Origin of the sequence: Alicyclobacillus dauci, from assembly GCF_026651605.1 — a bacterium.
Taxonomy (GTDB): domain Bacteria; phylum Bacillota; class Bacilli; order Alicyclobacillales; family Alicyclobacillaceae; genus Alicyclobacillus; species Alicyclobacillus dauci.
On the sequence record NZ_CP104064.1, the window covers coordinates 1,708,605 to 1,728,752 of the forward strand.

General features: G+C 52.1%; 23 protein-coding genes and 1 other annotated feature (1 of these 24 cut by a window edge). Of the genes, 18 read left to right on the forward strand and 5 right to left on the reverse strand.

The window, feature by feature from the left end:
- Positions 1 to 96 (forward strand) — a binding site (T-box leader); it begins 124 nt to the left of the window's first position.
- Between the two features lie 40 nt (positions 97 to 136).
- The 5 genes from alaS to NZD86_RS08515 all read left to right on the forward strand — a co-directional run bounded on the left by alaS (position 137) and on the right by NZD86_RS08515 (position 6,253).
- Positions 137 to 2,779, forward strand: a complete 2,643-nt coding sequence (gene alaS / locus NZD86_RS08495; RefSeq protein WP_268046083.1) for an alanine--tRNA ligase — start codon at positions 137 to 139, stop codon at positions 2,777 to 2,779.
- Positions 2,780 to 2,838: 59 nt separating this feature from the next.
- Entirely contained in the window at positions 2,839 to 3,117 is a 279-nt protein-coding gene (locus NZD86_RS08500) for an IreB family regulatory phosphoprotein (RefSeq protein ID WP_407655222.1), read from the forward strand.
- Positions 3,098 to 3,511, forward strand: coding sequence for a Holliday junction resolvase RuvX (gene ruvX / locus NZD86_RS08505; protein ID WP_268046084.1), 414 nt, complete (start codon positions 3,098 to 3,100; stop codon positions 3,509 to 3,511). Before NZD86_RS08500 ends, ruvX begins: the two co-directional genes overlap by 20 nt.
- 87 nt (positions 3,512 to 3,598) lie before the next feature.
- Positions 3,599 to 4,702, forward strand: coding sequence for an endolytic transglycosylase MltG (gene mltG / locus NZD86_RS08510; RefSeq protein ID WP_268046085.1), 1,104 nt, complete (start codon positions 3,599 to 3,601; stop codon positions 4,700 to 4,702).
- 84 nt (positions 4,703 to 4,786) lie between these two features.
- On the forward strand, positions 4,787 to 6,253 hold the full coding sequence (locus NZD86_RS08515) for a penicillin-binding transpeptidase domain-containing protein (protein ID WP_268046086.1): 1,467 nt from the start codon (positions 4,787 to 4,789) through the stop codon (positions 6,251 to 6,253).
- Between the two features lie 27 nt (positions 6,254 to 6,280).
- Here the strand turns inward: NZD86_RS08515 and NZD86_RS08520 are convergent, their stop codons facing one another.
- The 3 genes from NZD86_RS08520 to NZD86_RS08530 all read right to left on the reverse strand — a co-directional run bounded on the left by NZD86_RS08520 (position 6,281) and on the right by NZD86_RS08530 (position 7,642).
- A complete protein-coding gene (locus tag NZD86_RS08520; RefSeq protein WP_268046087.1) occupies positions 6,281 to 6,754 on the reverse strand; it encodes a hypothetical protein in 474 nt (157 codons plus the stop codon).
- 97 nt (positions 6,755 to 6,851) lie between these two features.
- Positions 6,852 to 7,223, reverse strand: coding sequence for a fluoride efflux transporter FluC (locus NZD86_RS08525; RefSeq protein ID WP_268046088.1), 372 nt, complete (start codon positions 7,221 to 7,223; stop codon positions 6,852 to 6,854).
- A complete protein-coding gene (locus NZD86_RS08530; protein ID WP_268046089.1) occupies positions 7,220 to 7,642 on the reverse strand; it encodes a fluoride efflux transporter FluC in 423 nt (140 codons plus the stop codon). Before NZD86_RS08530 ends, NZD86_RS08525 begins: the two co-directional genes overlap by 4 nt.
- A gap of 303 nt (positions 7,643 to 7,945) precedes the next feature.
- On the opposite strand from NZD86_RS08530, the gene sigK reads away from it, so the two are divergent.
- The 8 genes from sigK (at position 7,946) to NZD86_RS08570 (ending at position 13,951) form a co-directional block, all read left to right on the forward strand.
- Complete coding sequence (sigK, locus tag NZD86_RS08535) at positions 7,946 to 8,653, forward strand: RNA polymerase sporulation sigma factor SigK (protein ID WP_268046090.1); 708 nt, start codon at positions 7,946 to 7,948, stop codon at positions 8,651 to 8,653.
- 337 nt (positions 8,654 to 8,990) lie between these two features.
- Positions 8,991 to 9,521 carry a YqeG family HAD IIIA-type phosphatase gene (locus NZD86_RS08540; RefSeq protein WP_268046091.1) on the forward strand — a complete coding sequence of 177 codons (531 nt, stop codon included), beginning with the start codon at positions 8,991 to 8,993 and terminating at the stop codon, positions 9,519 to 9,521.
- A gap of 6 nt (positions 9,522 to 9,527) precedes the next feature.
- Positions 9,528 to 10,718, forward strand: coding sequence for a ribosome biogenesis GTPase YqeH (gene yqeH / locus NZD86_RS08545; RefSeq protein WP_268046092.1), 1,191 nt, complete (start codon positions 9,528 to 9,530; stop codon positions 10,716 to 10,718).
- Positions 10,718 to 11,563, forward strand: coding sequence for a shikimate dehydrogenase (gene aroE, locus NZD86_RS08550; RefSeq protein ID WP_268046093.1), 846 nt, complete (start codon positions 10,718 to 10,720; stop codon positions 11,561 to 11,563). The genes yqeH and aroE overlap by 1 nt, the downstream gene beginning before the upstream one ends.
- Entirely contained in the window at positions 11,560 to 12,231 is a 672-nt protein-coding gene (gene nadD, locus NZD86_RS08555; RefSeq protein WP_268046094.1) for a nicotinate (nicotinamide) nucleotide adenylyltransferase, read from the forward strand. The genes aroE and nadD overlap by 4 nt, the downstream gene beginning before the upstream one ends.
- Before the next feature lie 24 nt (positions 12,232 to 12,255).
- A complete protein-coding gene (gene yqeK, locus NZD86_RS08560) occupies positions 12,256 to 12,810 on the forward strand; it encodes a bis(5'-nucleosyl)-tetraphosphatase (symmetrical) YqeK (protein WP_268046095.1) in 555 nt (184 codons plus the stop codon).
- Positions 12,811 to 12,866: 56 nt separating this feature from the next.
- The gene (gene rsfS / locus NZD86_RS08565; RefSeq protein ID WP_268046096.1) at positions 12,867 to 13,229 is read left to right on the forward strand and encodes a ribosome silencing factor; all 363 of its coding nucleotides are present in this window, start codon (positions 12,867 to 12,869) and stop codon (positions 13,227 to 13,229) included.
- Positions 13,226 to 13,951, forward strand: coding sequence for a class I SAM-dependent DNA methyltransferase (locus NZD86_RS08570; protein WP_268046097.1), 726 nt, complete (start codon positions 13,226 to 13,228; stop codon positions 13,949 to 13,951). The genes rsfS and NZD86_RS08570 overlap by 4 nt, the downstream gene beginning before the upstream one ends.
- A gap of 12 nt (positions 13,952 to 13,963) precedes the next feature.
- Here the strand turns inward: NZD86_RS08570 and mntR are convergent, their stop codons facing one another.
- Positions 13,964 to 14,395: a transcriptional regulator MntR gene (gene mntR, locus NZD86_RS08575; protein ID WP_268046826.1), complete on the reverse strand. Its 432-nt coding sequence runs from the start codon at positions 14,393 to 14,395 to the stop codon at positions 13,964 to 13,966.
- A gap of 232 nt (positions 14,396 to 14,627) precedes the next feature.
- Between mntR and NZD86_RS08580 the strand changes: the two genes are divergently transcribed.
- The 5 genes from NZD86_RS08580 (at position 14,628) to NZD86_RS08600 (ending at position 19,747) form a co-directional block, all read left to right on the forward strand.
- A complete protein-coding gene (locus NZD86_RS08580) occupies positions 14,628 to 15,419 on the forward strand; it encodes a ComEA family DNA-binding protein (protein WP_268046098.1) in 792 nt (263 codons plus the stop codon).
- Between the two features lie 142 nt (positions 15,420 to 15,561).
- Positions 15,562 to 17,025: a ComEC/Rec2 family competence protein gene (locus tag NZD86_RS08585; RefSeq protein ID WP_268046099.1), complete on the forward strand. Its 1,464-nt coding sequence runs from the start codon at positions 15,562 to 15,564 to the stop codon at positions 17,023 to 17,025.
- A 123-nt stretch (positions 17,026 to 17,148) separates the two neighbouring features.
- Positions 17,149 to 18,330, forward strand: coding sequence for an NAD(P)/FAD-dependent oxidoreductase (locus NZD86_RS08590; protein ID WP_268046100.1), 1,182 nt, complete (start codon positions 17,149 to 17,151; stop codon positions 18,328 to 18,330).
- An 86-nt stretch (positions 18,331 to 18,416) separates the two neighbouring features.
- On the forward strand, positions 18,417 to 19,430 hold the full coding sequence (holA, locus tag NZD86_RS08595; RefSeq protein ID WP_268046101.1) for a DNA polymerase III subunit delta: 1,014 nt from the start codon (positions 18,417 to 18,419) through the stop codon (positions 19,428 to 19,430).
- A 20-nt stretch (positions 19,431 to 19,450) separates the two neighbouring features.
- Complete coding sequence (locus NZD86_RS08600) at positions 19,451 to 19,747, forward strand: alpha/beta-type small acid-soluble spore protein (RefSeq protein WP_268046102.1); 297 nt, start codon at positions 19,451 to 19,453, stop codon at positions 19,745 to 19,747.
- A 29-nt stretch (positions 19,748 to 19,776) separates the two neighbouring features.
- Here the strand turns inward: NZD86_RS08600 and rpsT are convergent, their stop codons facing one another.
- On the reverse strand, positions 19,777 to 20,049 hold the full coding sequence (gene rpsT / locus NZD86_RS08605) for a 30S ribosomal protein S20 (RefSeq protein ID WP_268046103.1): 273 nt from the start codon (positions 20,047 to 20,049) through the stop codon (positions 19,777 to 19,779).
- Positions 20,050 to 20,148 lie beyond the last annotated feature (99 nt).

Below are 20,148 nucleotides of genomic sequence, written 5' to 3' on the forward strand. Positions count from 1 at the left end.
TTCGCCCGTTACCGCGATGTTTGAGGGACAGTGTCGCATTTGCGCAAATGGCACTGTAACCAGGGTGGTACCGCGAGAACAGCTCTCGTCCCTGTTGGGATGAGGGCTTTTATTTATGCTCTTAGGAGGTAAGCACGTGAAGCCGTTATCTGGACAACAAATTCGACGATTGTACAAAGAGTATTTTGCTGAGCGGGGACACTCCATTTTTCCCAGCGCAAGTCTGGTACCGCATGATGACCCCACGCTTTTATGGATCAACGCCGGAATGGCACCTCTGAAACCGTACTTTGACGGACGTGAAATTCCGGAAAACCCCCGGATTGTCAATTCGCAAAAGTGCATTCGCACAAACGACATTGAAGAAGTGGGTCATACGGCGCGACACCAAACGTTTTTTGAAATGCTGGGTAACTTTTCGTTCGGTGACTATTTTAAGAAGGAAGCCATTACGTGGGCTTGGGGATTCCTGACCGACGTTCTGGAACTCGATCCAGAGCGACTGTCGGTTACCATCTACGAAGATGACGAAGAGGCGTTTGACGTTTGGCACAACCAAGTCGGTTTGCCCGAGAACCGTATCTACCGCGGTAAGGACGATAACTTCTGGGAAATCGGTGAGGGTCCGTGTGGTCCTTGTTCAGAAATATTTTACGATCGCGGCGAGCACTTTGGCTGCGGCGAGGCCACCTGTCAACCTGGTTGCGATTGTGATCGGTTCCTGGAGATTTGGAATCTCGTCTTCACGCAATACAACAAAGGAGCAGACGGCGAGTACACCCCGCTTCCGAAGAAGAATATTGACACCGGTAGCGGGCTCGAACGACTCGCCTCTGTGCTCCAGGATGTATCAAACAACTTTGAAACGGACTTGTTCCGACCGATCATCGAGAAAACGGGCGAGATTTCGGGCCGTCAGTACGGCGTAAGCAAGGACGACGACATTCACTTTAAAATTGTTGCGGATCACCTGCGGACCGTGGCGTTTGCCATTGGCGACGGAGTCCTGCCAGGGAACGAAGGCAGAAGTTATATCATCCGTCGTTTGTTGCGGCGGGCCGTTCGCAGCGGACGACGCCTCGGCATCGAGCAACCGTTTATGTACCGTCTCGTCGCCGTGGTGGATGACATTATGGGGCCGGACTATCCGGAGATCCGGGAGAAGCGCAGTTTGATAGAACGGGTCGTCAAAACCGAGGAAGAACGCTTCCATGAAACACTCAGTGACGGTGAGGCACTGCTGTCGAATTGGATGGCAGACTTGAAAGCACAGGGAAAAACCGTCATTGCTGGTGAGGACGCTTTCCGTCTCTACGACACGTATGGCTTCCCCATTGACCTGACAATCGAAATCGCGGGCGAGTCAGGCTTCGAAGTGGATCGCGAAGGATTCGAGGGTGAGCTCGAACAACAGCGTGAACGAGCTCGGGCGGCTCGTCATACAGTTGAAGGAATGAGCAGCGAGCGCGGCGTGTTGGAATCCTTCACGACACCGTCCACGTTCGTGGGGTACGGTCAGTTGACAGCAGATTCAACGATTATCGCTCTGGTCCAAAACGGCGAATGGTCAGACGGCGTTGGCGTGGGTGAGGAAGCGCAAGTGATTTTGAACGTCACGCCGTTTTATGCGGAAAGCGGTGGGCAAGTTGCGGATAAAGGGGATCTGGTTGGTCCGAACGGGCGGGCTGAAGTGCTCGACGTCAAGAAAGCCCCCCACGGCCAGACTGTACACACCGTTCGCGTTGTCGACGGCACACTTCATCCGAACGATACGGTACGCGCTACAGTTGATGAAGGCCTTCGCCGAGATACGGTGAAAAATCACACCGCTACTCACCTGCTGCACAAAGCGCTACGGGAAGTGCTCGGGACGCACGTTGCACAGGCGGGATCGCTTGTGGAACCGGAACGTCTTCGCTTCGACTTTTCGCACTTCGGACCCATGACAGACGAGGAATTACGGGATGTCGAGCAGCGTGTGAATGCGGAGATTTGGCGTGATGATGCCGTCGTGATCGAAGAGATGGATATCGACGCAGCCAAATCCATGGGTGCCATGGCGCTGTTCGGTGAAAAGTACGGCAATCGTGTTCGTGTGGTCCAGGCTGGTGATTACAGCATCGAGCTATGCGGTGGTTGCCATGTGGAACGAACGGGACTCATTGGGCAGTTCCTCATTGTTTCGGAAACGGGGATTGGCTCTGGTACGCGGCGGATCGAGGCGGTTACTGGACGCCATGCGTATGCATTGGTGGAAGAGAAGCAACAGCTCATTCGGGAAGCAGCGGGTCTCTTGAAAGCAAATGAGCAGAATTTGGTTGACCGAATTTCGCGCACGCTTGACGATGTGAAAGCCTTGGAACGGGAGTTGGAATCCGCTAAGGCACGACTCAACCACGCGCGTGTCGGGGAGCTAAAAGAGAAGGAAGAGATCCTCTCCGGTGTACCGGTGGTTCGTGCCGCGCTATCTGACGTTGACATGGATGGCTTACGTCAGTTGGCTGATGAGCTGCGTGCGGGCAAGACATCGTACATTGTTGTGCTAGGTTCGGCGCACAATGATAAAGTACAATTTGTTGCAGCTGTTTCGAAAGACTTACAAGCACGCGGTTTTCATGCCGGTAAGATGGTAAAAGAGGTGGCTTCCGTAGCCGGTGGCGGCGGCGGTGGACGCCCTGACATGGCACAGGCCGGAGCGAAAGATCCTGATAAATTGGACGCAGCCATTGAAAAAGTTAGTGAGATTGTTGCGTCCATCGCAGGAAATGCGGATGCGTAAGCAGAAATAGAGCAGTAGGAAATGCAGCGCTAGGTGACGAACGAGCGAGGTGGCGGACTTTGAGCAACCGCGATTTTGATAAAACGATGCGGTTCGAGACTAAATCTGAAAATACCGAAGCGCGCCACGCGTTTCAAGTGGCGTATCGTGCGCTGAAAGAGAAAGGGTATAACCCGATTTACCAGATCGCCGGTTATTTGATCTCCGGAGATCCTGCGTACATCACGAGTCATCTTGATGCTCGGAATACAATTCGTCGTATCGAACGCGATGACTTGATTGAAGAGCTTGTGCGCGCGTACGCAGCACTTCACGGCGATGCGGACGCTGGCAATTGATTACGGAGAGCGTCGAGTTGGCTTGGCGCTCTCTGACCCAACGGGTTTTTTGGCATCTTCGTTAAAAGTGATTCTTCGCGAGTCGGACAAGCAAGTGGCAATGGACATTGCGAAGGTCGTTGAGGAACACGAGGTGGAGCAAATTGTCCTCGGTTACCCTATCACACTCCAGGGTGAAGTGGGCAAGAAAGCGCAACATGTTGAATCGTTCTCACGCCTGCTAGGCCAGCATGTGAGCGTGCCCATCACACTGTTCGACGAACGACTGACAACGGTGAGTGCCCAGCGTGTCCTCATCGAGGCGGATATGAGTCGAAAGAAGCGAAAAACAGTCGTGGATGCCGTTGCGGCAACTATCCTCTTGCAAACTTATTTGGACTCGAAGTCGCACTGAATTTCACATTCAGTGCGACAATTTTATGTTTATTCGGTGACAATATGTCACTATTCTGATTGAACACTTTAGAAGATCCAGGTCATCATGGTTACAAAGGTGGTGCAACGTCTGATCACAGTGCGAAATTGGCGTTTGAAATCCGTTTATATTGTACTTGGCGCTGTCATTCTCTGCGTCATAGTTGTTCTCGTGTCCTTAATCACATGGTATCGACATGCGTTGAAACCCGTGTCGTCCTCAGCTCAGACTATCCAGGTTGAGGTAGCTCGAGGCGAAACGGCAACACAAGTTGCCGACGAGTTAAAGACCAAGGAACTCATCCGCAGCAGCATGGCTTTTCGGCTTTTCTATCGCGAGCATCACGGCGCTGCGCACATCCAAGCGGGGAAGTACGCTCTGTCCCCAAACATGACCCCATCGCAGATCATACAGGTGCTCACACACGGAAAAGTGGTCTCGGATGCGATTTCTGTTACGATTCCGGAGGGCTATAATGTCGCGGATATCGCATCTCGGTTAGAGCAGGCTGGCGTGTGCAGTAAGTCGGCTTTTTTGAACGCGGAAGAACACGGCCAGTTCAAGCAGTCCTTTCTGGCGAACCTAAGTGGACGAAAAGGCATCCGCTATCGGCTTGAAGGATTTCTATTCCCAGATACATATGACTTTCAACCAAACGAGTCTCCAACGGACGTCATCAACGTCATGTTGGATGATTTTCAAACTCGCGTCCTGACCACTTCGCTCACGTCGCAGTTGGCCGCCAAGCATATGAGCCTCAATCACCTCATTACGGAAGCGTCTTTGGTGGAAAACGAAGCTGAAGTGGACTCCGAGCGCCCAATCATTGCAAGCGTCATCAACAATCGGTTGAAAGTGGGTTCGAAGTTGCAAGTCGATGCGACTGTGGAGTACGCACTCGGTCACCACGTTTCCGTCGTTACAGACGCTGAAACGCAAGGAACGAAAAGCCCGTACAACACGTATCTCGTGAAAGGCTTGCCGCCTGGACCCATCGACAGTCCCGGACTAAAGAGTATCGACGCCGTCCTGCACCCGGCCACGACAGACTACTTCTATTACGTGGCGAAAGGCGACGGCAGCGGGGAGCATTACTTTTCTAAAACGTATACAGAGCAATTACACAATGAGGCACTGCGTGTGCAAAATTTGCGGAAAGCAAAGAAGTAATCGTGTTGGTGGATCGTTGATCCCCAATCCACATATTTACACTTGTTTCGGGCAAACTGTCCTGCGAAGGAGTTCGGTTTTGCCATGGAAACAAGACTACGATCATATCGGTTAGTGTTTCTAAACCTAGTGTGGTTTTTCTTTCTAGCCGTCCTCGTTGGACGGCTATTTGTCTTGATGGCATTTCCGAGCGTTCGCGGTGTTCATCCCGTTCGATCCGCCAGTCTCACCCGCTTTCACATGGACGCGGAACACTTTCGACTGGTCATGACCGATGACGCGCGCGGACAAATCCTCTTCCGGGACGGAACCCCGTGGTCGCGCCCGTCTATATTACACGGAGCAAAGGTCGTGCAAGCGCCACCCTCGATTGCTCCTGAGCTACTGGGTACCATTGGTGAGCCTGACGTTTGGCCGAGCACGACAAGGAGCATTCCGGAGCAGGGGAGGTCTGGTCTGGAGTGGTCACTGGATCCGATTCTCGCGGGGAAACGTGCCGAGTACACCGCCGTTATGGTGGGGCCGGACGGGAAAAGTATACCGAGTTCACAGCAAGCAGTGACTTCGGTGCCCGCTCTGCGTGGAGAGGACGTGACAACGACCGTCGACGCTCGTCAGGAGGCGCGTGCAGAAATGCTGTTGCGTCGGACGGGCATATCGCACGGCAGTATCGTATCGATCGCGCTACCCAATCGCGAATTCTCCGTCATCGCATCCGCCGATCACGCCCACAGCGACGCTTTACACGCGATCGCCCCTGGCTCGATTTTCAAGCTGATCACCCTTGCCGCCGCACTCGATTCCCATTCGTACGCGTCAAACGATTCCTTTTTCTGTGATGGACGGGTGCACGCCCCACAGGTAAGGATGAACTGTTGGCGCGTCCATGGCACGATTTCGATCATCGATGCGTTGGCGCAGTCCTGCGACAGCACTTTCGCGCAAATTGGTATGCAGCTGGGTCGCAAGGCACTACTGACGGAAGCGGATAGATTTCGTCTCAACCGGACTGGCATCGCCCCTTTTCACGGCCGGGCCATGCTTCCCAGCGCCAACTCTGCTGTGCTCTACCGCCATGCGGGTGGCGATAATGGACTCATGGCGAACACAGCGATCGGCCAGGAAGATGTACGGATGACCCCTGTTCAAGGTGCAGATTTAGCAGCAACGATCGCTATGCACGGCGTATACGAGGATACGACCTTGGTTCGCGGTACGAAAGCTCAAACTGAGGAAAGACTGTCAGCATCACGTGTACGTCAAGCTGCTCAAGCCTGCCAGCCATACACGGCCATGGTTTTACAAAAAGGTATGTGGGACGCCGTTCACGACAGGCTGGGAACAGCGCTCGCCTTACATTCGTTCCCCATCGCTGCCAAGACAGGTACAGCGGAGCTTTTGAACGGTCGAGTCAATGCCTGGTTGGTCGGTTATCGATTTGCCGGCGGACGCCCCACGGAAGCGTTTGCCCTCTGTGTAGAAAATGAACCGAGTAACAAAGCACACGAGCATTTGTTCAGCCTGGCAGAGAACTGGCTTCGTGAGCAGTAAACTCAATTTAGGCTGGTGTCCATGTGGTTATGTTTGAAGGTGTCGTGGAGAGCGAAGCGCCAAGATCATCGTCAAGAGACCTGTACAGATCACCCATGACGCATAGGGTGTGAGCTCAAGCATTGCGATGCTTAACCCAATCAGGAGATTTTCGACGGCGATATAAATGCCCACGAAGACATTCATGTCAAAGCGACTTAGAAGGGGATCGGTTGTGGAATGGCCGTTAATCCTTGCTAAAGATTGATACAAGATTAACGATAAGACTGTGTCGCGACCCACAATGGTCCACGGAATCGTGGGCCAATGACGCATCGTTTCGTGTCCAAGCCAGGTTCCCGAGGTGAGAAATAGAGATGATAGTGCCCCAAATAGTAGTCCACGGACGATTCTTTGATAAATCGAAAGGTGGTTATAGTGCCAGAAGTCGCTGGGAATGGCTGCCCGGGACAGTATAAGACACGCTGTGACCAGTCCCCACAGTGCCATCAATGCGTTCACCCTCTTTGCCTTGCTTGCAAACACTTATCACAATGTATTGATGAGGGGTTGTCCGCAGAAAGGACAGAGGACTAGGACATTCATCAAACCTACGACATTACGTCCGCAATAATAAGCTGAGAATATCCCCTAAGCCCAGTCCCATTCCCAGGGACGTCACGATATACACTAGGGCAAGCATTGGGCGATGGCGAACGAGTCCGATTGTCTCCTGGACCATCGTACTGAAGGTTGTGAACCCGCCGCAAAACCCTGGCCCTAACCACAACCAAAGAAAGTGATCTTGCGCAGTCGTTGGCATGAACCAGAAGCTGAGGGCAAGTGCAAGCGTACCCGACATGTTGATAAACCAAGTCGCCCAAGGGAACACACTTTTGACGTATCGCGAAAACCATAGACTAATGAGGTAGCGTGCTAGGGACCCGCATCCAGCCCCGAACGACACGGCGAAGATTGACAACAGGCTCATATCGATGCCTTCTCAGTGGGTTTCCGGCGGAGAAGATGTCCACGCACAATCAAACGACCAGTCACATTTGCGGCTAGGCTTAGGGCGAGGCTGGAAACGACTGCGACGAAGCAGATGCTGGGGGATGACTGAGACAAGCGAAGAATGTCAAGGATCCAAGTTGAGAATGTCGTAAATGCACCGATGGTCCCTGTGGTCAACGCTGTAAGCAGCCAAGGCCGGAGGAATCTCGCTGTTGTTTTGAGCTCCAGGAGTACACCGAGAGCAAATGCACCAACCAAATTGACGACAAATGTACCCCAGGGAAAATGAGTTGATGGGAGGAGAACATTACACAGTTCTCGCAGCGTACCACCAATGCAACCACCGACGAACACAGCAAGTGACGCAACAATTGGTTTGTCGAGCCGTCCCATCATATTTTCACCTCACTATCTACACAAAAAGCAGGTAGGGGTAAAAGTCCCATTACGTACGTACTCAATCCGATAGGTATGCACTTGTTTTCCTACGCATACCCATTTGTCTGGGCCCCCAGTGGAACTCATGCCAAGCACGTGGAAGTCCGTTGTGGTGGGCACATTGCTGCTTCTTGGTGTCATGATTTGTCGAAAAGTTTGTAGATGGAGTCGAATATTCGTCCTTGTCCAAGACAGATTCACTGTCCGATGTGCATAGCATTAGGCAGAGTGACACGATGAACTGTCGACGGAGGTGGCACATTGTCCGGCATTCTAGCGATCCTTGCGCTTGTCTTGAAAGACGTCTCCGTGTTCGTTTCGTATGTAAAGAACGGTGCATTTCCGAAACCCCTCAGCGCTGCAGAAGAGAGTGCAGCGCTTGAGCGTCTTGCAACTGGGGACAACACGGCTCGAAACGAGCTGATCGAACATAACCTGCGACTCGTCGCTCATTTGGTCAAGAAATACGAGACGTCGGGTGAGGACCCCGAGGACCTGATTTCCATTGGTACAATTGGCCTCATCAAGGCTGTCGAGAGCTATAAGCAAGGGAAGGGCACAAAGCTCGCAACCTATGCGGCAAGGTGTATTGAGAACGAGATCCTCATGCATCTTCGGAGCACAAAGAAGCATCGCCGAGATGCGTTTTTGTCTGATCCCATTGGGACCGACAAGGATGGAAACGAGATGACCCTGGCTGACTTGCTGGGCTCTGATCCAGACGAGGTCATCGATATCGTGGATTTCACGTGGGAGAAGCAAAAGATGTACGAGAGTCTGCCTGTATTGGCGGATCGGGAAAGGGAAGTCCTTTGCAAACGGTTCGGTCTGCCTTACGGTGAGGAACGCACGCAGCGTGAAATTGCCGCTGAACTCGGTATCTCTCGATCCTACGTATCTCGAATCGAGCATCGAGCACTCACCAAGTTATATGAAAGCATGCGCAATCCCCCTAAAAAGAGATATTGATATGAAGGTTCATGCAATTGATACAAACTTTGTAAAACAAATGGACAATGATGGTTTATACTGTTAATATGCGGATTAAGAAAGATACAGTAGGTACAGTGCGTGTGGCGGGAGCGGCAATAGCCGCTCCTTTACATTTTTCCGGATCAGGCCTATTTTTTCGTTTTGATTCGGGCAATGTATGACACCATAATGGAAGAAAACAGGAGCATCTCTGTGCATTTTTGGCCCACTGTGCTATCATGGTCTACCGTTAAATCGTGCACGATTTTCCATGTGCGAAGGTCGCCGGTTGCGTCGGTCTGCGCTGAAAATCGGAAATTAGGTGAAGTCATACGTGGGCTTGTGGCAATCATTGATGCCAAACGAATATGTTTCCTCCATTTATGAAATCGATTTAGAAAAACTATGGAACGCCGGTCTGCGGCTCATTCTAACCGATCTCGACAATACCCTCGTCCCTTGGAACCACCCTTCGGTTCCGGATACGCTCGAACAGTGGCTCAAGCGAGCACATGAACGCGGCTTTCATGTTTGCATCGTATCCAATAACGCGAGTGGACGTGTTGAATCGTTTTCCCAAGTGTCGGGGTTGCCTGCCGTTGGTGCTGCACGGAAACCGAAACCTGAAGGGTTTCGCAAAGCACTCGACCGCTTTCACATGCGTCCCGAACAAGCTGTCATGGTAGGAGATCAGTTGTTTACGGATATTCGAGGCGGCAATCGGGTGGGGATGTACACGATTCTCGTCTTGCCAATAGACCGGAATGAATGGTGGGGTACGCGCGTCGTTCGTAACGCCGAGAGAATTGCAATGGCTGGACTTCGTATGCGCGGGCTGAAGAGACCGCAAGGTTCTAGGAGGTGATGGGATATGGAACAAACAAGTCGGATCTGTGTGGGTTGTGGCTCCGAATTGCAATCGGTTGATGAGACTCAACCTGGCTTTGTGCCGTCCAGTGCGCAGGACAAGCCGAACGTACTCTGTCGTCGCTGCTTTCGGATTCGGAACTATGGTGAATTCATGCCTGTCGCGGTGAGCGATGCGGACTATCAGGCACAGGTGGCCCAGATATTTGACCACCCTGGCCTCGTTTTATATGTCGTGGATGTGTTCGACTTGAGCGGGAGCTTAGTGCCGAATCTTGCGCGGTTTGTGATGAACAGTGACGTCGTCGTGATCGTCAACAAAGTTGACCTGCTGCCGAAAGGTGTCCACTACGAAGGACTTCGGGAGTGGATTCGAGAACAAGTGCAGTCGACCAAAGTCAATGTCGAGGATGTCATGTTTGTCAGCGCGGCGACCAAAGAGGGTATGGACGGCGTGATCGAACGGGTGATTGATGAAGTCAGTCGACCCATTTATGTCGTGGGCATGGCAAACACGGGAAAATCAACGCTGCTGAATGCCATCGCAAGCCGATTTGAAATGGGCAAGGCGCCTTATACCGTGTCCCGTCGTCCCGGCACGACGCTTCGCCTGTCGAGGCTGAACTTAGAGGGCCCGCGCGGGATGCTACAGTTCGTTGACACACCTGGACTGATTCACGGCACGCGCGTCATCGACAGGCTATGCGCTGACTGCTTATCTCTTGTCGTTCCCGATACGCGCATACGCCCGCGAGTGTATCAACTGAATCCTGGCCAGACGATCTTTCTCGGGGGTATCGCGAGGCTTGATTTTGAATCGGGACTTCGTCAGGGGATTGTCTTGTACGTCAGCAATCAATTGCCGATTCATCGCACCAAGCTGGAGAGGGCCGACGACATATGGCGGGATCACCAAGATGACATCCTGCAGGTACCGTGTGAAGCCTGTCGCGCATCATTTGGTTCCTTTAAGCCACACCGTATTCAAAGCCGTCGCGCCCGTGAGCGCGTGCCAAATGGAACAATCGCCGTATCGGGCAGAGGACGTGACATTGTTATTCCGGGCCTCGGTTGGATCACGTTGTCTGGAACAGCGTTTCAAGGCCAGTTATGGCTGCCTAGTTGGTTAGATCCGGCCTTCCGGCCCAGACTTGTGGGCGATTTGTCTCGACGGACGACGGAGGGGTTGTCTTGATGAAACTATTCGGAGTAGTTGGCTTTCCTATCGGGCACTCATCATCGCCGGCGATGATGAACGCTGCCTTTCGAGAGCAGGGGGAAGACGCCGTTTATGTCCCGTTTGCAGTGAAGCCCGAGCAGTTTGAACAAGCATTCAACGGACTTGCAGCACTCGGTGCTGTTGGGGTGAACGTGACGATTCCGCACAAGGTATCGGCATTCAATTGGGTGGATCAGCGGACCCCGGAAGCGACAAGCGTGGGTGCAGTAAACACCATTCGTTTCTCCGACGACGGTGCCATTGGGCACAACACGGATGTCAGTGGCTGGTGGCGCTCCGTCGCCGATCACGTACCCACCGGCAACCCGACCATCGAGATCGTCGGGGCCGGTGGTGCGGCGATGGCTGTCCTGGCAGCTATTTCGGCCAACCGTCCGAATGCGTCGGTGGGCGTGATCGCGCGGCGAGAAGAAGCCGTTCAAGCGCTGCAACATCGCTTTATCGATACCATTGCCATCGATTTTGTACCGTGGGACGTGAGGAATGAGGCACTTGCCAACGCGAACGTCGTCATTCAGACGACACCCATTGGCATGTGGCCCCGCGTGGATGATTCTCCCGTCACGGATGCAGGGGTATTTTCCCCTGGCCAAGTTGTTCAGGATATTATCTATCGGCCTCGCGTAACCAATTTTGCAAAGTTGGCAATGGACGGCGGAGCCACCGTTGTGGATGGTTTGTCGATGCTTGTCTACCAAGGCGTTGACGCTTATGAGTGGTGGCTTGGCAAAAAAGCACCCGTCGAGTCGATGTTCCGGGCAGTGGAGGAACACCTCGGCACGGAGCGTCGCGAGTCATGAGCGAGAAGGACGGCTTATGGTATACTGATCCCAGCAGTGAAGCGGCTTTAAAGCGGCCGAGGGGTTTGCCAGAGACGGACGCAAAACGTGTTGTTTTGTTCGGTGGCACGTTCGATCCGCCACACGTCGGGCACCTTGCAATGGCCACGCTGACATTGGAGCAAACAGATACCGACGAGGTCTGGTTTATGCCTGCACCGAGCCCGCCGCATAAATCAGAAATCGGCGATGACACGTTTTTGTGGCGCATTTCGATGGTCGACGCGTTGATTGGGGACAGATCGGGGCTCCGTACTGTGCCGATTGAGAAACTGTTGCCCCGGCCGTCATTTAGCGTTGATACCGTTCGCGCGTGCAAACAGTGGTATCCGGATATCGCATTTCACTTTTTGATTGGCGCGGATAGTTTGGCACAGCTGCCGACCTGGAGAGGGGCAGCAACGTTAACGAAGCTCGTTCAGTTTTATGTTGCAGGGCGGAGTGGTCACCCGTTCCAGGAAACATTGGATCGCGTTCGCGAACAATTGCCTGACCTCCAGGCAGAAAGCATTGAAATGCCGTTGCTCGACGTGTCCTCGACATGGTTGCGGGATCGTTTAGACAATCATCTTGACGTTTGCGGCTTAATTCCGTCATTGGTACTTGAAGTTTGGCACACTGGTCCGTAGGACGGCGCTGTGGAGGCGGACAAAATGATAATCGAGGAACTCTCTCGCGATGTCAAAGCAGCACTCACGCCCCATCGTTTTCAGCACGTACAAGGGGTCGTGACGTGTGCTGTGGATCTCGCCAAGCGGTATGGCGTAAGCATAGAGCAGGCGGAAATAGCTGCATGGCTTCACGATCTCGCCCGGGAATGGCCACGAGAGAAACTGGTAAATGCAGTCGAAACGATTGAAGTCCCGCATGGATTTGCAACCATTCCCGCCTTATTGCACGGACCAATTGCTGCGCACTTAGGTCGCACGAAATACGGGATCGAGGATGAACTCATCCTTGAAGCGGTACGCTATCACACAACGGGAAGACCGGACATGACGGATCTCGACATGGTCCTATTTGTAGCGGATGCCATTGAACCGGGGCGTACTTACAACGGGGTCGAAGCCATCCGTCAGGCAGCTTCGAAAAGCTTGGCAGAAGCCGTTCGTATCAGCATCGACAATACCATCCGGTTTCTTGTCGACGCTGGGAAGCCCCTGTTTCCGCTCACTGTTCTGACACGCAATGCGTTGTTGGTACGGTGACACGGAAGCCCCGGAAGCGTCTCATGCCGCGTTGGTGACATAAAGGAGGCAAGTGCATGCAAATACACGAAGTAGAGCACATTGCACAGAGGGCCGCAGTCGCGGCACAGGACAAAAAGGCGACAGACGTCATTGTCATGAATGTTCATTCACTGACGCCAATGGCTGATTTCTTTGTCATCTGTTCAGCGAACTCGCGTCCACAAGTAGAAGCCGTCTCCAAGGCCGTTCGGGACGAGTTACATGAGCACGGAATCACATGCAAAGGCGTTGAAGGGATGGACGAGGGACGCTGGGTGTTGCTTGACTTCGGGGACGTTGTCGTGCACGTATTTCGACCTGAGGACAGAGAGTTTTATCACATTGAACGACTCTGGGGAGATGCGGACGTCTATACGGTTGGTGAATCGACCACTTGAGCACCTATGAATCGTTTGCATCGATCTATGACATATTTATGCAAGATGCACCATATGACCAATGGTTACAGCTGTTGCGATCGAAGTTCACACTCGCCACCATGGATGTTGCGGACATTGGGTGCGGCACGGGGATGTTGACCGTGCCGCTTTCCTTCGATGTGTCAACGTGTGTTGGTGTCGATGCCTCGGAGGCTATGCTCGCGCAAGCGCAAGACCGTGCGATGGAAAAGAGATCACGAGCGCAGTGGGTGTGCGAAGACATGCGATCCCTACTCCTCCCACGAAAAATGGACTTAATTGTGTCAACGTGTGATGTCATCAACTATTTGCAGACTGAAACCGAATTGCGTCAAACTTTTGCGTCCGTGTATACGGCACTTAAGCCAAACGGATACTTTCTTTTTGATACGATTGGACCGAAGCGAATTGAGGCATTACGCGAAGGCTACTGGCATCAAATAGAAGACGACGCGGTTCTGTTACACGAAACACGTGTAACGGATCGGCAAATTGTCCACGAAGTACACGCCTTTGTGCTTGCTGGTCACGGGGACTTATATGAACGCATTGAAGAAAGGCACGTGCAACAATATTTTCATTCAGAGGAAGTCACGAAACTCCTTGAGGAGACTGGATTCACCTTGTTGGACGTGTTAAGCGATTTTAAACCGGGAGCAATTGACCGTGCGGACAGAGTCATCTACCTCGCCAAGCGGTAGTGTGCGGCGCGCCTATTGGCGGGCCGCTTCATCTTGCTTTGTCGCTGTTTCCTCGGCTTGGAAAGCTAAAAATGATTCAAGTGCCGCCGGATGGCTGTTGAAGAACACGACGAGTGCTTGCAGGGATTCTAGAGTACGGGGGCTTACATGATGTTCAATGCCTTCGACATCTCGTTGGATCGTTTCTTCACTGACACCGAGAAGACGCAAAAACTCCGCCAACATGAGATGGCGTTCCTTCATCAGCTGACCCATGCGTTGCCCTCTCGCGGTCAAAACAATTCCTCTGTATTTCTCATAACTCACGTATTCGTTTTCGTCCAATTTTTGTAACATTTTCGTTACCGAGCTTGGTTGGACAGCTAGACAACTAGCAATGTCGGAAACGCGCGCGTAACCCTTGTCATTGATTAGTTCGTAAATTTTTTCCAAATAGTCTTCCATGCTGGGTGTAAGCACGCGAAACCCTCCATTTTCGTCTACAAGCATTCTACACGAGGTTCTAAGCATGCGGCAAATGTGATACGGCGCTCCCAAACACGATCGAATGCAATATTGTATTCTCGTTTAGGTCTGAAGGTCTCCAAGAATTCACTGCTTTGTATCTCGGGAGAACAGGCATCCGCAACACGTAACTCGAAATTCTACCCCAGTCATGACACAGGGGGGAACGTCGTTGAAACGAAACACGAACTTGTGGGTTATTGGTACGGACTCCAAGAATCAAAAGCCGGATCGGAAACGAAACCGCCTACTCTCAATTCTCAAGTCGGAACGTGCAGTAAAAGGACTGGGTTCCATTGGAATTGCTGGTGTCCTGGTGATTGTCGGCATTGTGTACGACCATCACGGAATTCACAGTCAACAGGGGTCAGTATCGCCCGCAAACGTGCTGTCCACACCGGTCAGCCTGGCACGTTCGTCAGGCACGGCCACTTCTGACAGTCCGTCCATCCAGGTTGATGTTCACGGAGATGTCGTCCATCCGGGCGTCGTAAAAGTGCCAGCAAATGCGCGTGTTCAAGACGTTATTCAAGCTGCGGGTGGCTTTCTTCACGCGAGCGACTCGATGAATGTCAATCGTGCTGCTTTAGTCTGGGACGGAGAGGAAATTGACGTACAGGATTCCTCTTCGCAGGCGATAGGGTCAACGACCGCATCGGTGAGCACTAGCCAAAGTGGCCCTGCTGAAACAGAGACCAGTTTATCCCCGACCGCAAATTCTGAAAGTGCGTCCCGACTCTCCGCCCCCACACACAAAGTAAATCTGAACACGGCGGATGTAGTAACTCTGGAAACGTTGCCAGGTCTTGGTCCCGCACGCGCTGCAGCAATCGTTCAGTATCGGGCAGCCCATGGTCCATTTCACTCCGTGTCGGACCTACTCCAGGTCAGCGGCATTGGTCAAAAAACGCTAGCGAAATGGCAAAGTAGCCTGTTTGTCCAGAATACCATAACGTCACAGTAAGCAGATGAACATGAGGCGACCCACTGTTGTATCTTTATGTATGTGGCTTGTCACGGTTGTTATTTTGGTTTCCATGCACCTAACACGTTCGATTTTGCTCTTCGCAGACGCCTGCCTTCTGACATGTTGTCTCCTATGTTGTGTGTCCTTTGTCATTTGGCCGTCCAGGCGGACTCTGCTGCAGATCATGGCCGCCTTTGCCGCAGTCACACTGATGGCCACATTTTACGGTATGGGCGTTGAACGACTTCGACCGAACCACCCGACAGCCATGCTTGGTTCCCCGGCAGTAATCGAAGCGGTCATTCAAGGCAAATCCGTCTATGGCACGTCGTCATATGTGCGGCTCCAGGTAAAACAGCAGGGGGAGCCATTAAAACCGTGTTCATTCGAAGCATCCTGGCGAACGAACACGGCAGAGGCGACAAATTTTGCGATTGGTGACACTGTTGTCTTACGTGGTCTATTTGTAGTCGGTTCAGGTGCGTCCGGTTCTGTCCAGAACTGGTTGTCGCCAAGCTGGACGTTTCGGGGCAGGGTGGTTGATGCCCCTTCTCCCCCTCAAGGGGGGAATTCCCACGCTTTTGTCCGGCGTATGGAAAATGCCATGGTCGAGTCGGTTCCGCAAACAGACCGAACGAATGTCGATCTCGCCCTGTCGATGATCGTTGGCAGCGCAATTGTGTTGCCAACTGCATACCACAATTTGTTCCTTCAGGCGGGCGTTATGCACCTGTTAGCGGCGAGCGGGGCCAATGTGGTGTTGTTTTGTCGATTTGTAGCCCTTGGCTGGGCGATTCTCATTCGCCCGCTCGGACTGACGAGTTGGTGGCTGGAATACGTCACATTGTTATGCTCCGTCTGGTTGTTCGTAGATGTCTGCGGATTTGCCACCCCCATCGTTCGAGCGGCACTGATCATGTCCTACAGCTTGATGGCTCAGGTATTCCGGCGTCGTGTGGGTCGCTTCGTTGTCATCTCCGTTGCCAATTTCATGTTTGTCTTTTGGCAACCATCTGAATTCACATCAGTAAGTAGTTTGTTCTCCCTTGTCGCCGTACTGGCGCTATACGAGGCAACTGCATTGTGGAAGGGGAAAACGGAGAAATACCACCACAGTTATATGGGCACTGTTTCTTGGCATAACTTTGTAGTCCATTATCTCCGGCAAGCAAGTGAACATTTGGGCCACTTGCTCTATATCAGTCTGATGGTGGATGTATACATGCTGCCGCTTGTTTGGTGGTGGTTTCAGCAGTTGACTCCGTATGGTGCCGTGGCGACCGTTATTGTGGAACCCATTATCGTGGTCCTACTCCCACTAACTGTGCTCTGGGGACTTGTGGCCTGGAGCACAGCGCTGATTCATTTTGAGGTCTTGAGAGCCGTCGCTCGTGGGCTTGGCGTATGTGCAGATGGACTTGTTTCTCTGATCGTGAACGAGTTGCAAACGGTTGCCAGTCAGCCGGGGAGTCTGGTGCACCTGCCCGTATTACCGACGTGGCTCATGTTCTTATACTACGGCGTGTTGCTCAGTTTTCAGCACGCATCGGATGTAAAACGAATCATTATACACGTATCCCCCCCACGGATTCGTGTAAAATAGGTTATAGTGTGATATGATTTACTACTGGATAGAGTTTGGGTTTCGTTCCTATTATTTACGAAACCAAACTGTACGTTGGCATGATGACTAAAATATGCTGTGTAGAACTGGAGAGGACGAGCAATGAGCAAAATTGTGATTGTCGGTGCCGGTTACGCAGGAATGATGGCTGCAGCCCATCTTGACAATGCCGGAGTTCCTTTCACCATCGTGAACAACCACGACTACCACCACTTGACCATTTTGTTGCACGAGGCTGCTGGGGGACGTGGACCGGGATCGAATTATTCGATTCCTATCAAGGAAGTTCTAACGAAGGACACGTCGGAACTTGTTGTTGACGAAGTCGTGGGGATTGATCGCGAGAAGAAAGTCGTCAAAACCAAAAATGGCGAGCAACCATATGACTACCTCATATACAGCTTGGGTTGGATTTCCGAGTACTTCGGGATCAAAGGCTTGAAGGAAAACAGTTTGAGCATCACCAATTTGGACACGGCTGTAGAGATTCACGAACACATTGAAAATGAGTTCAAAAAATACACAGAGGATCACGACAAGCGTCACCTTCGTATCGCCCTTGGCGGTGCAGGCCTAACGGGCATCGAATTGATGGGTGAACTGCTTGAATACTTACCGAAGCTGTGCCAATCGTTGAACATCCCGTTCTCTGACGTGGACATTCAATGCATTGAAGCCATGCCGACGATTTTACCGATGGTGGCTGAACACCTTCGTCCTTACGTCGTTGAGACCGTGACAAAAAAAGGCGGCAAGCTTCGTACGAACACGAAGATCATGGAAGTTACACCAGGTGTCGTTCACTTGGATGGTGGCGAAACGTTTGAAGCAGGCACCATCGTGTGGACGGGCGGTGTGCGTGCAAACCCTCTCCTCACGGAAGCTGGGTTTACGGTGGACCGTCGCGGGCGTGCAAAAGTAAACAGCTTTATGCAGTCCGTGGATGATGATCACATTTTCATCGCTGGTGACAGTGCATGGGCCGAAAATGCTGAAGGCAAACCATATCCGCCAACCGCACAAAATGCCGAACAAATGGGTCCATTGGCTGCTAAAAACATCGTCGCGTTGCAAAACGGCAAACCAATGACGGAGTTCAACCCAAGCGATATGGGTACCCTGTGCTCCCTCGGCGCAAACGTCGGTGTCGGCGATGCGTTTGGTATCCCTATTAAAGGTGTAGCTGCAGCGCTTGCCAAGGAAGGCAGTAAAGCCCTCTACTTGTACAATCTCGGTGGCTTGCGTTTGGCTGGCAACCGTGGCAAGACCGTCATGAAGATCTGATGGACATACCCCAAATTTGGGGTATAGTCATACGATATACGCCTCTCACGACCAGAAACGGTATACTGGTTGTGGGAGGCGTTTTTTTGGATTTTCAAAGTGCATATGACCAATTAGTACAAGGGCAAGTGGGCCCTGTTTATTTACTATATGGACAAGAACACCTGTTTATGGACATGTTCGTGGACAAATTGGTTGCTAGTACAGAAGCTGAATCCGTTGTTCGATTTGACTTCGAAGAGGATGGAATAGACGAGGCGATGTTGGAACTGCAATCCGTGTCACTATTTCTACAGCAGCCAATTGTGGTCATCCGAAATTGTACTCCGTTCTTGAGTCAAGGAAAGAGTGGATCAAGTGCGGATGTATTGGAGGCGTATGTGCAAAATCCCATTCGCACGAGGACGCTCGTCATGAGTGTTTCGGCGGACAAATTAGATGAGCGAAAAAAACTGACAAAAGCGGCAAAACGCCATATCGTGATCGACTGTAAAACACCAAAAGAACCGGTTGCCATTCGTTTCTTGGAGACAGTGGTTGCCACCGAGGGAATGGATACCGACAGAGCCGTATTGACCGAACTATGGCATCGTACGGGCTCTGTGTCGCAGGCGGTAAACGAACTCCGAAAGCTCACGCTGTACGCTGTCGACCGTTCCATTACCGTTCAAGATGTGCGCGACCTGGTTGCACAAACTGTCGAGGACACGGTGTTCGATTGGGTAGATGACGTCATCCAAGGACGAATCGCGACGGCTATGACATCACTTGTGGATTTGTCCCACCAGGGATATGATCCGCTTGGCCTTCTTGCCATGCTCGCCCGCCAACTGCGAATGATGTGGTATGCGAAAGTGCAGGGTGGGCGGGGAATCCGGATTGAGGATATCGCCAAAGAAGTGAAGGTACATCCGTTTGCTATGAAGGTTGCAGAGCGCCAAGCCCGAAATGTCACGTCATCAGCTTTGGAAACGCTCATTCGTCAGGCGGCTGATTATGAATACGATGTGAAGCGAGGGCGACGTGATCCTGGGCAGGCCATTGAACTGTTGATGCTGTCCTGTGCCAGGAGTATGAGTACACGACCACGGGCAAAGTAAGCTCAAGGGGGTGCTTGTACGTGTCCGACAATCGTGAACAACGCGATAATTTGGTGCCGACCATCGGTCCGAATGGGCAATTGCGCGTCGTCGAGGGAATGAACTACGCACAACGTAAGTCCCCGGCAAAAATGGTCGCGGACAAGTTGAATGTGCCGTATAACGAGGACGGAGATAACGGGAATCTCACGACACGTGAGGCAGGTAAAATCGGTGGGCACATTGGTGGACCGATGGTTCGAAAATTGGTGTACCTGGCTCGCGAAGAGATGGCGAAACAACATGTGAACCAACTCATTCAAAGCCAAAAAAAATAAACGACCCAAACGGGTCGTCTACTTTTGCCTTACGCGTTGTTCGCAAGGTTATTCAAGCGCTTTGTCAAACGGGATTTCTTGCGAGCAGCTGTGTTCTTGTGAAGAATTCCCTTAGTGACTGCTTTATCGATTGCACGAGTCGCAACAAGCAGAGTTTCACGTGCTGCCTCTGCGTCCTTTTTGGAAACAGATGTTTCGTACTTCTTGATGGTTGTGCGCAGTGCGGACTTCATCGAAGTATTTCGAAGCGATTGACGCTCAGCAATGCGGACGCGCTTTACGGCTGATTTGATGTTCGGCATGAATGGTTCACCTCCAGTTGCACAAAACCGGCATCCTTTACAGACGAAAGAGAGTTTACCACATCGTTTGACTTGTAGCAAGGACTCGACTCCAGAATC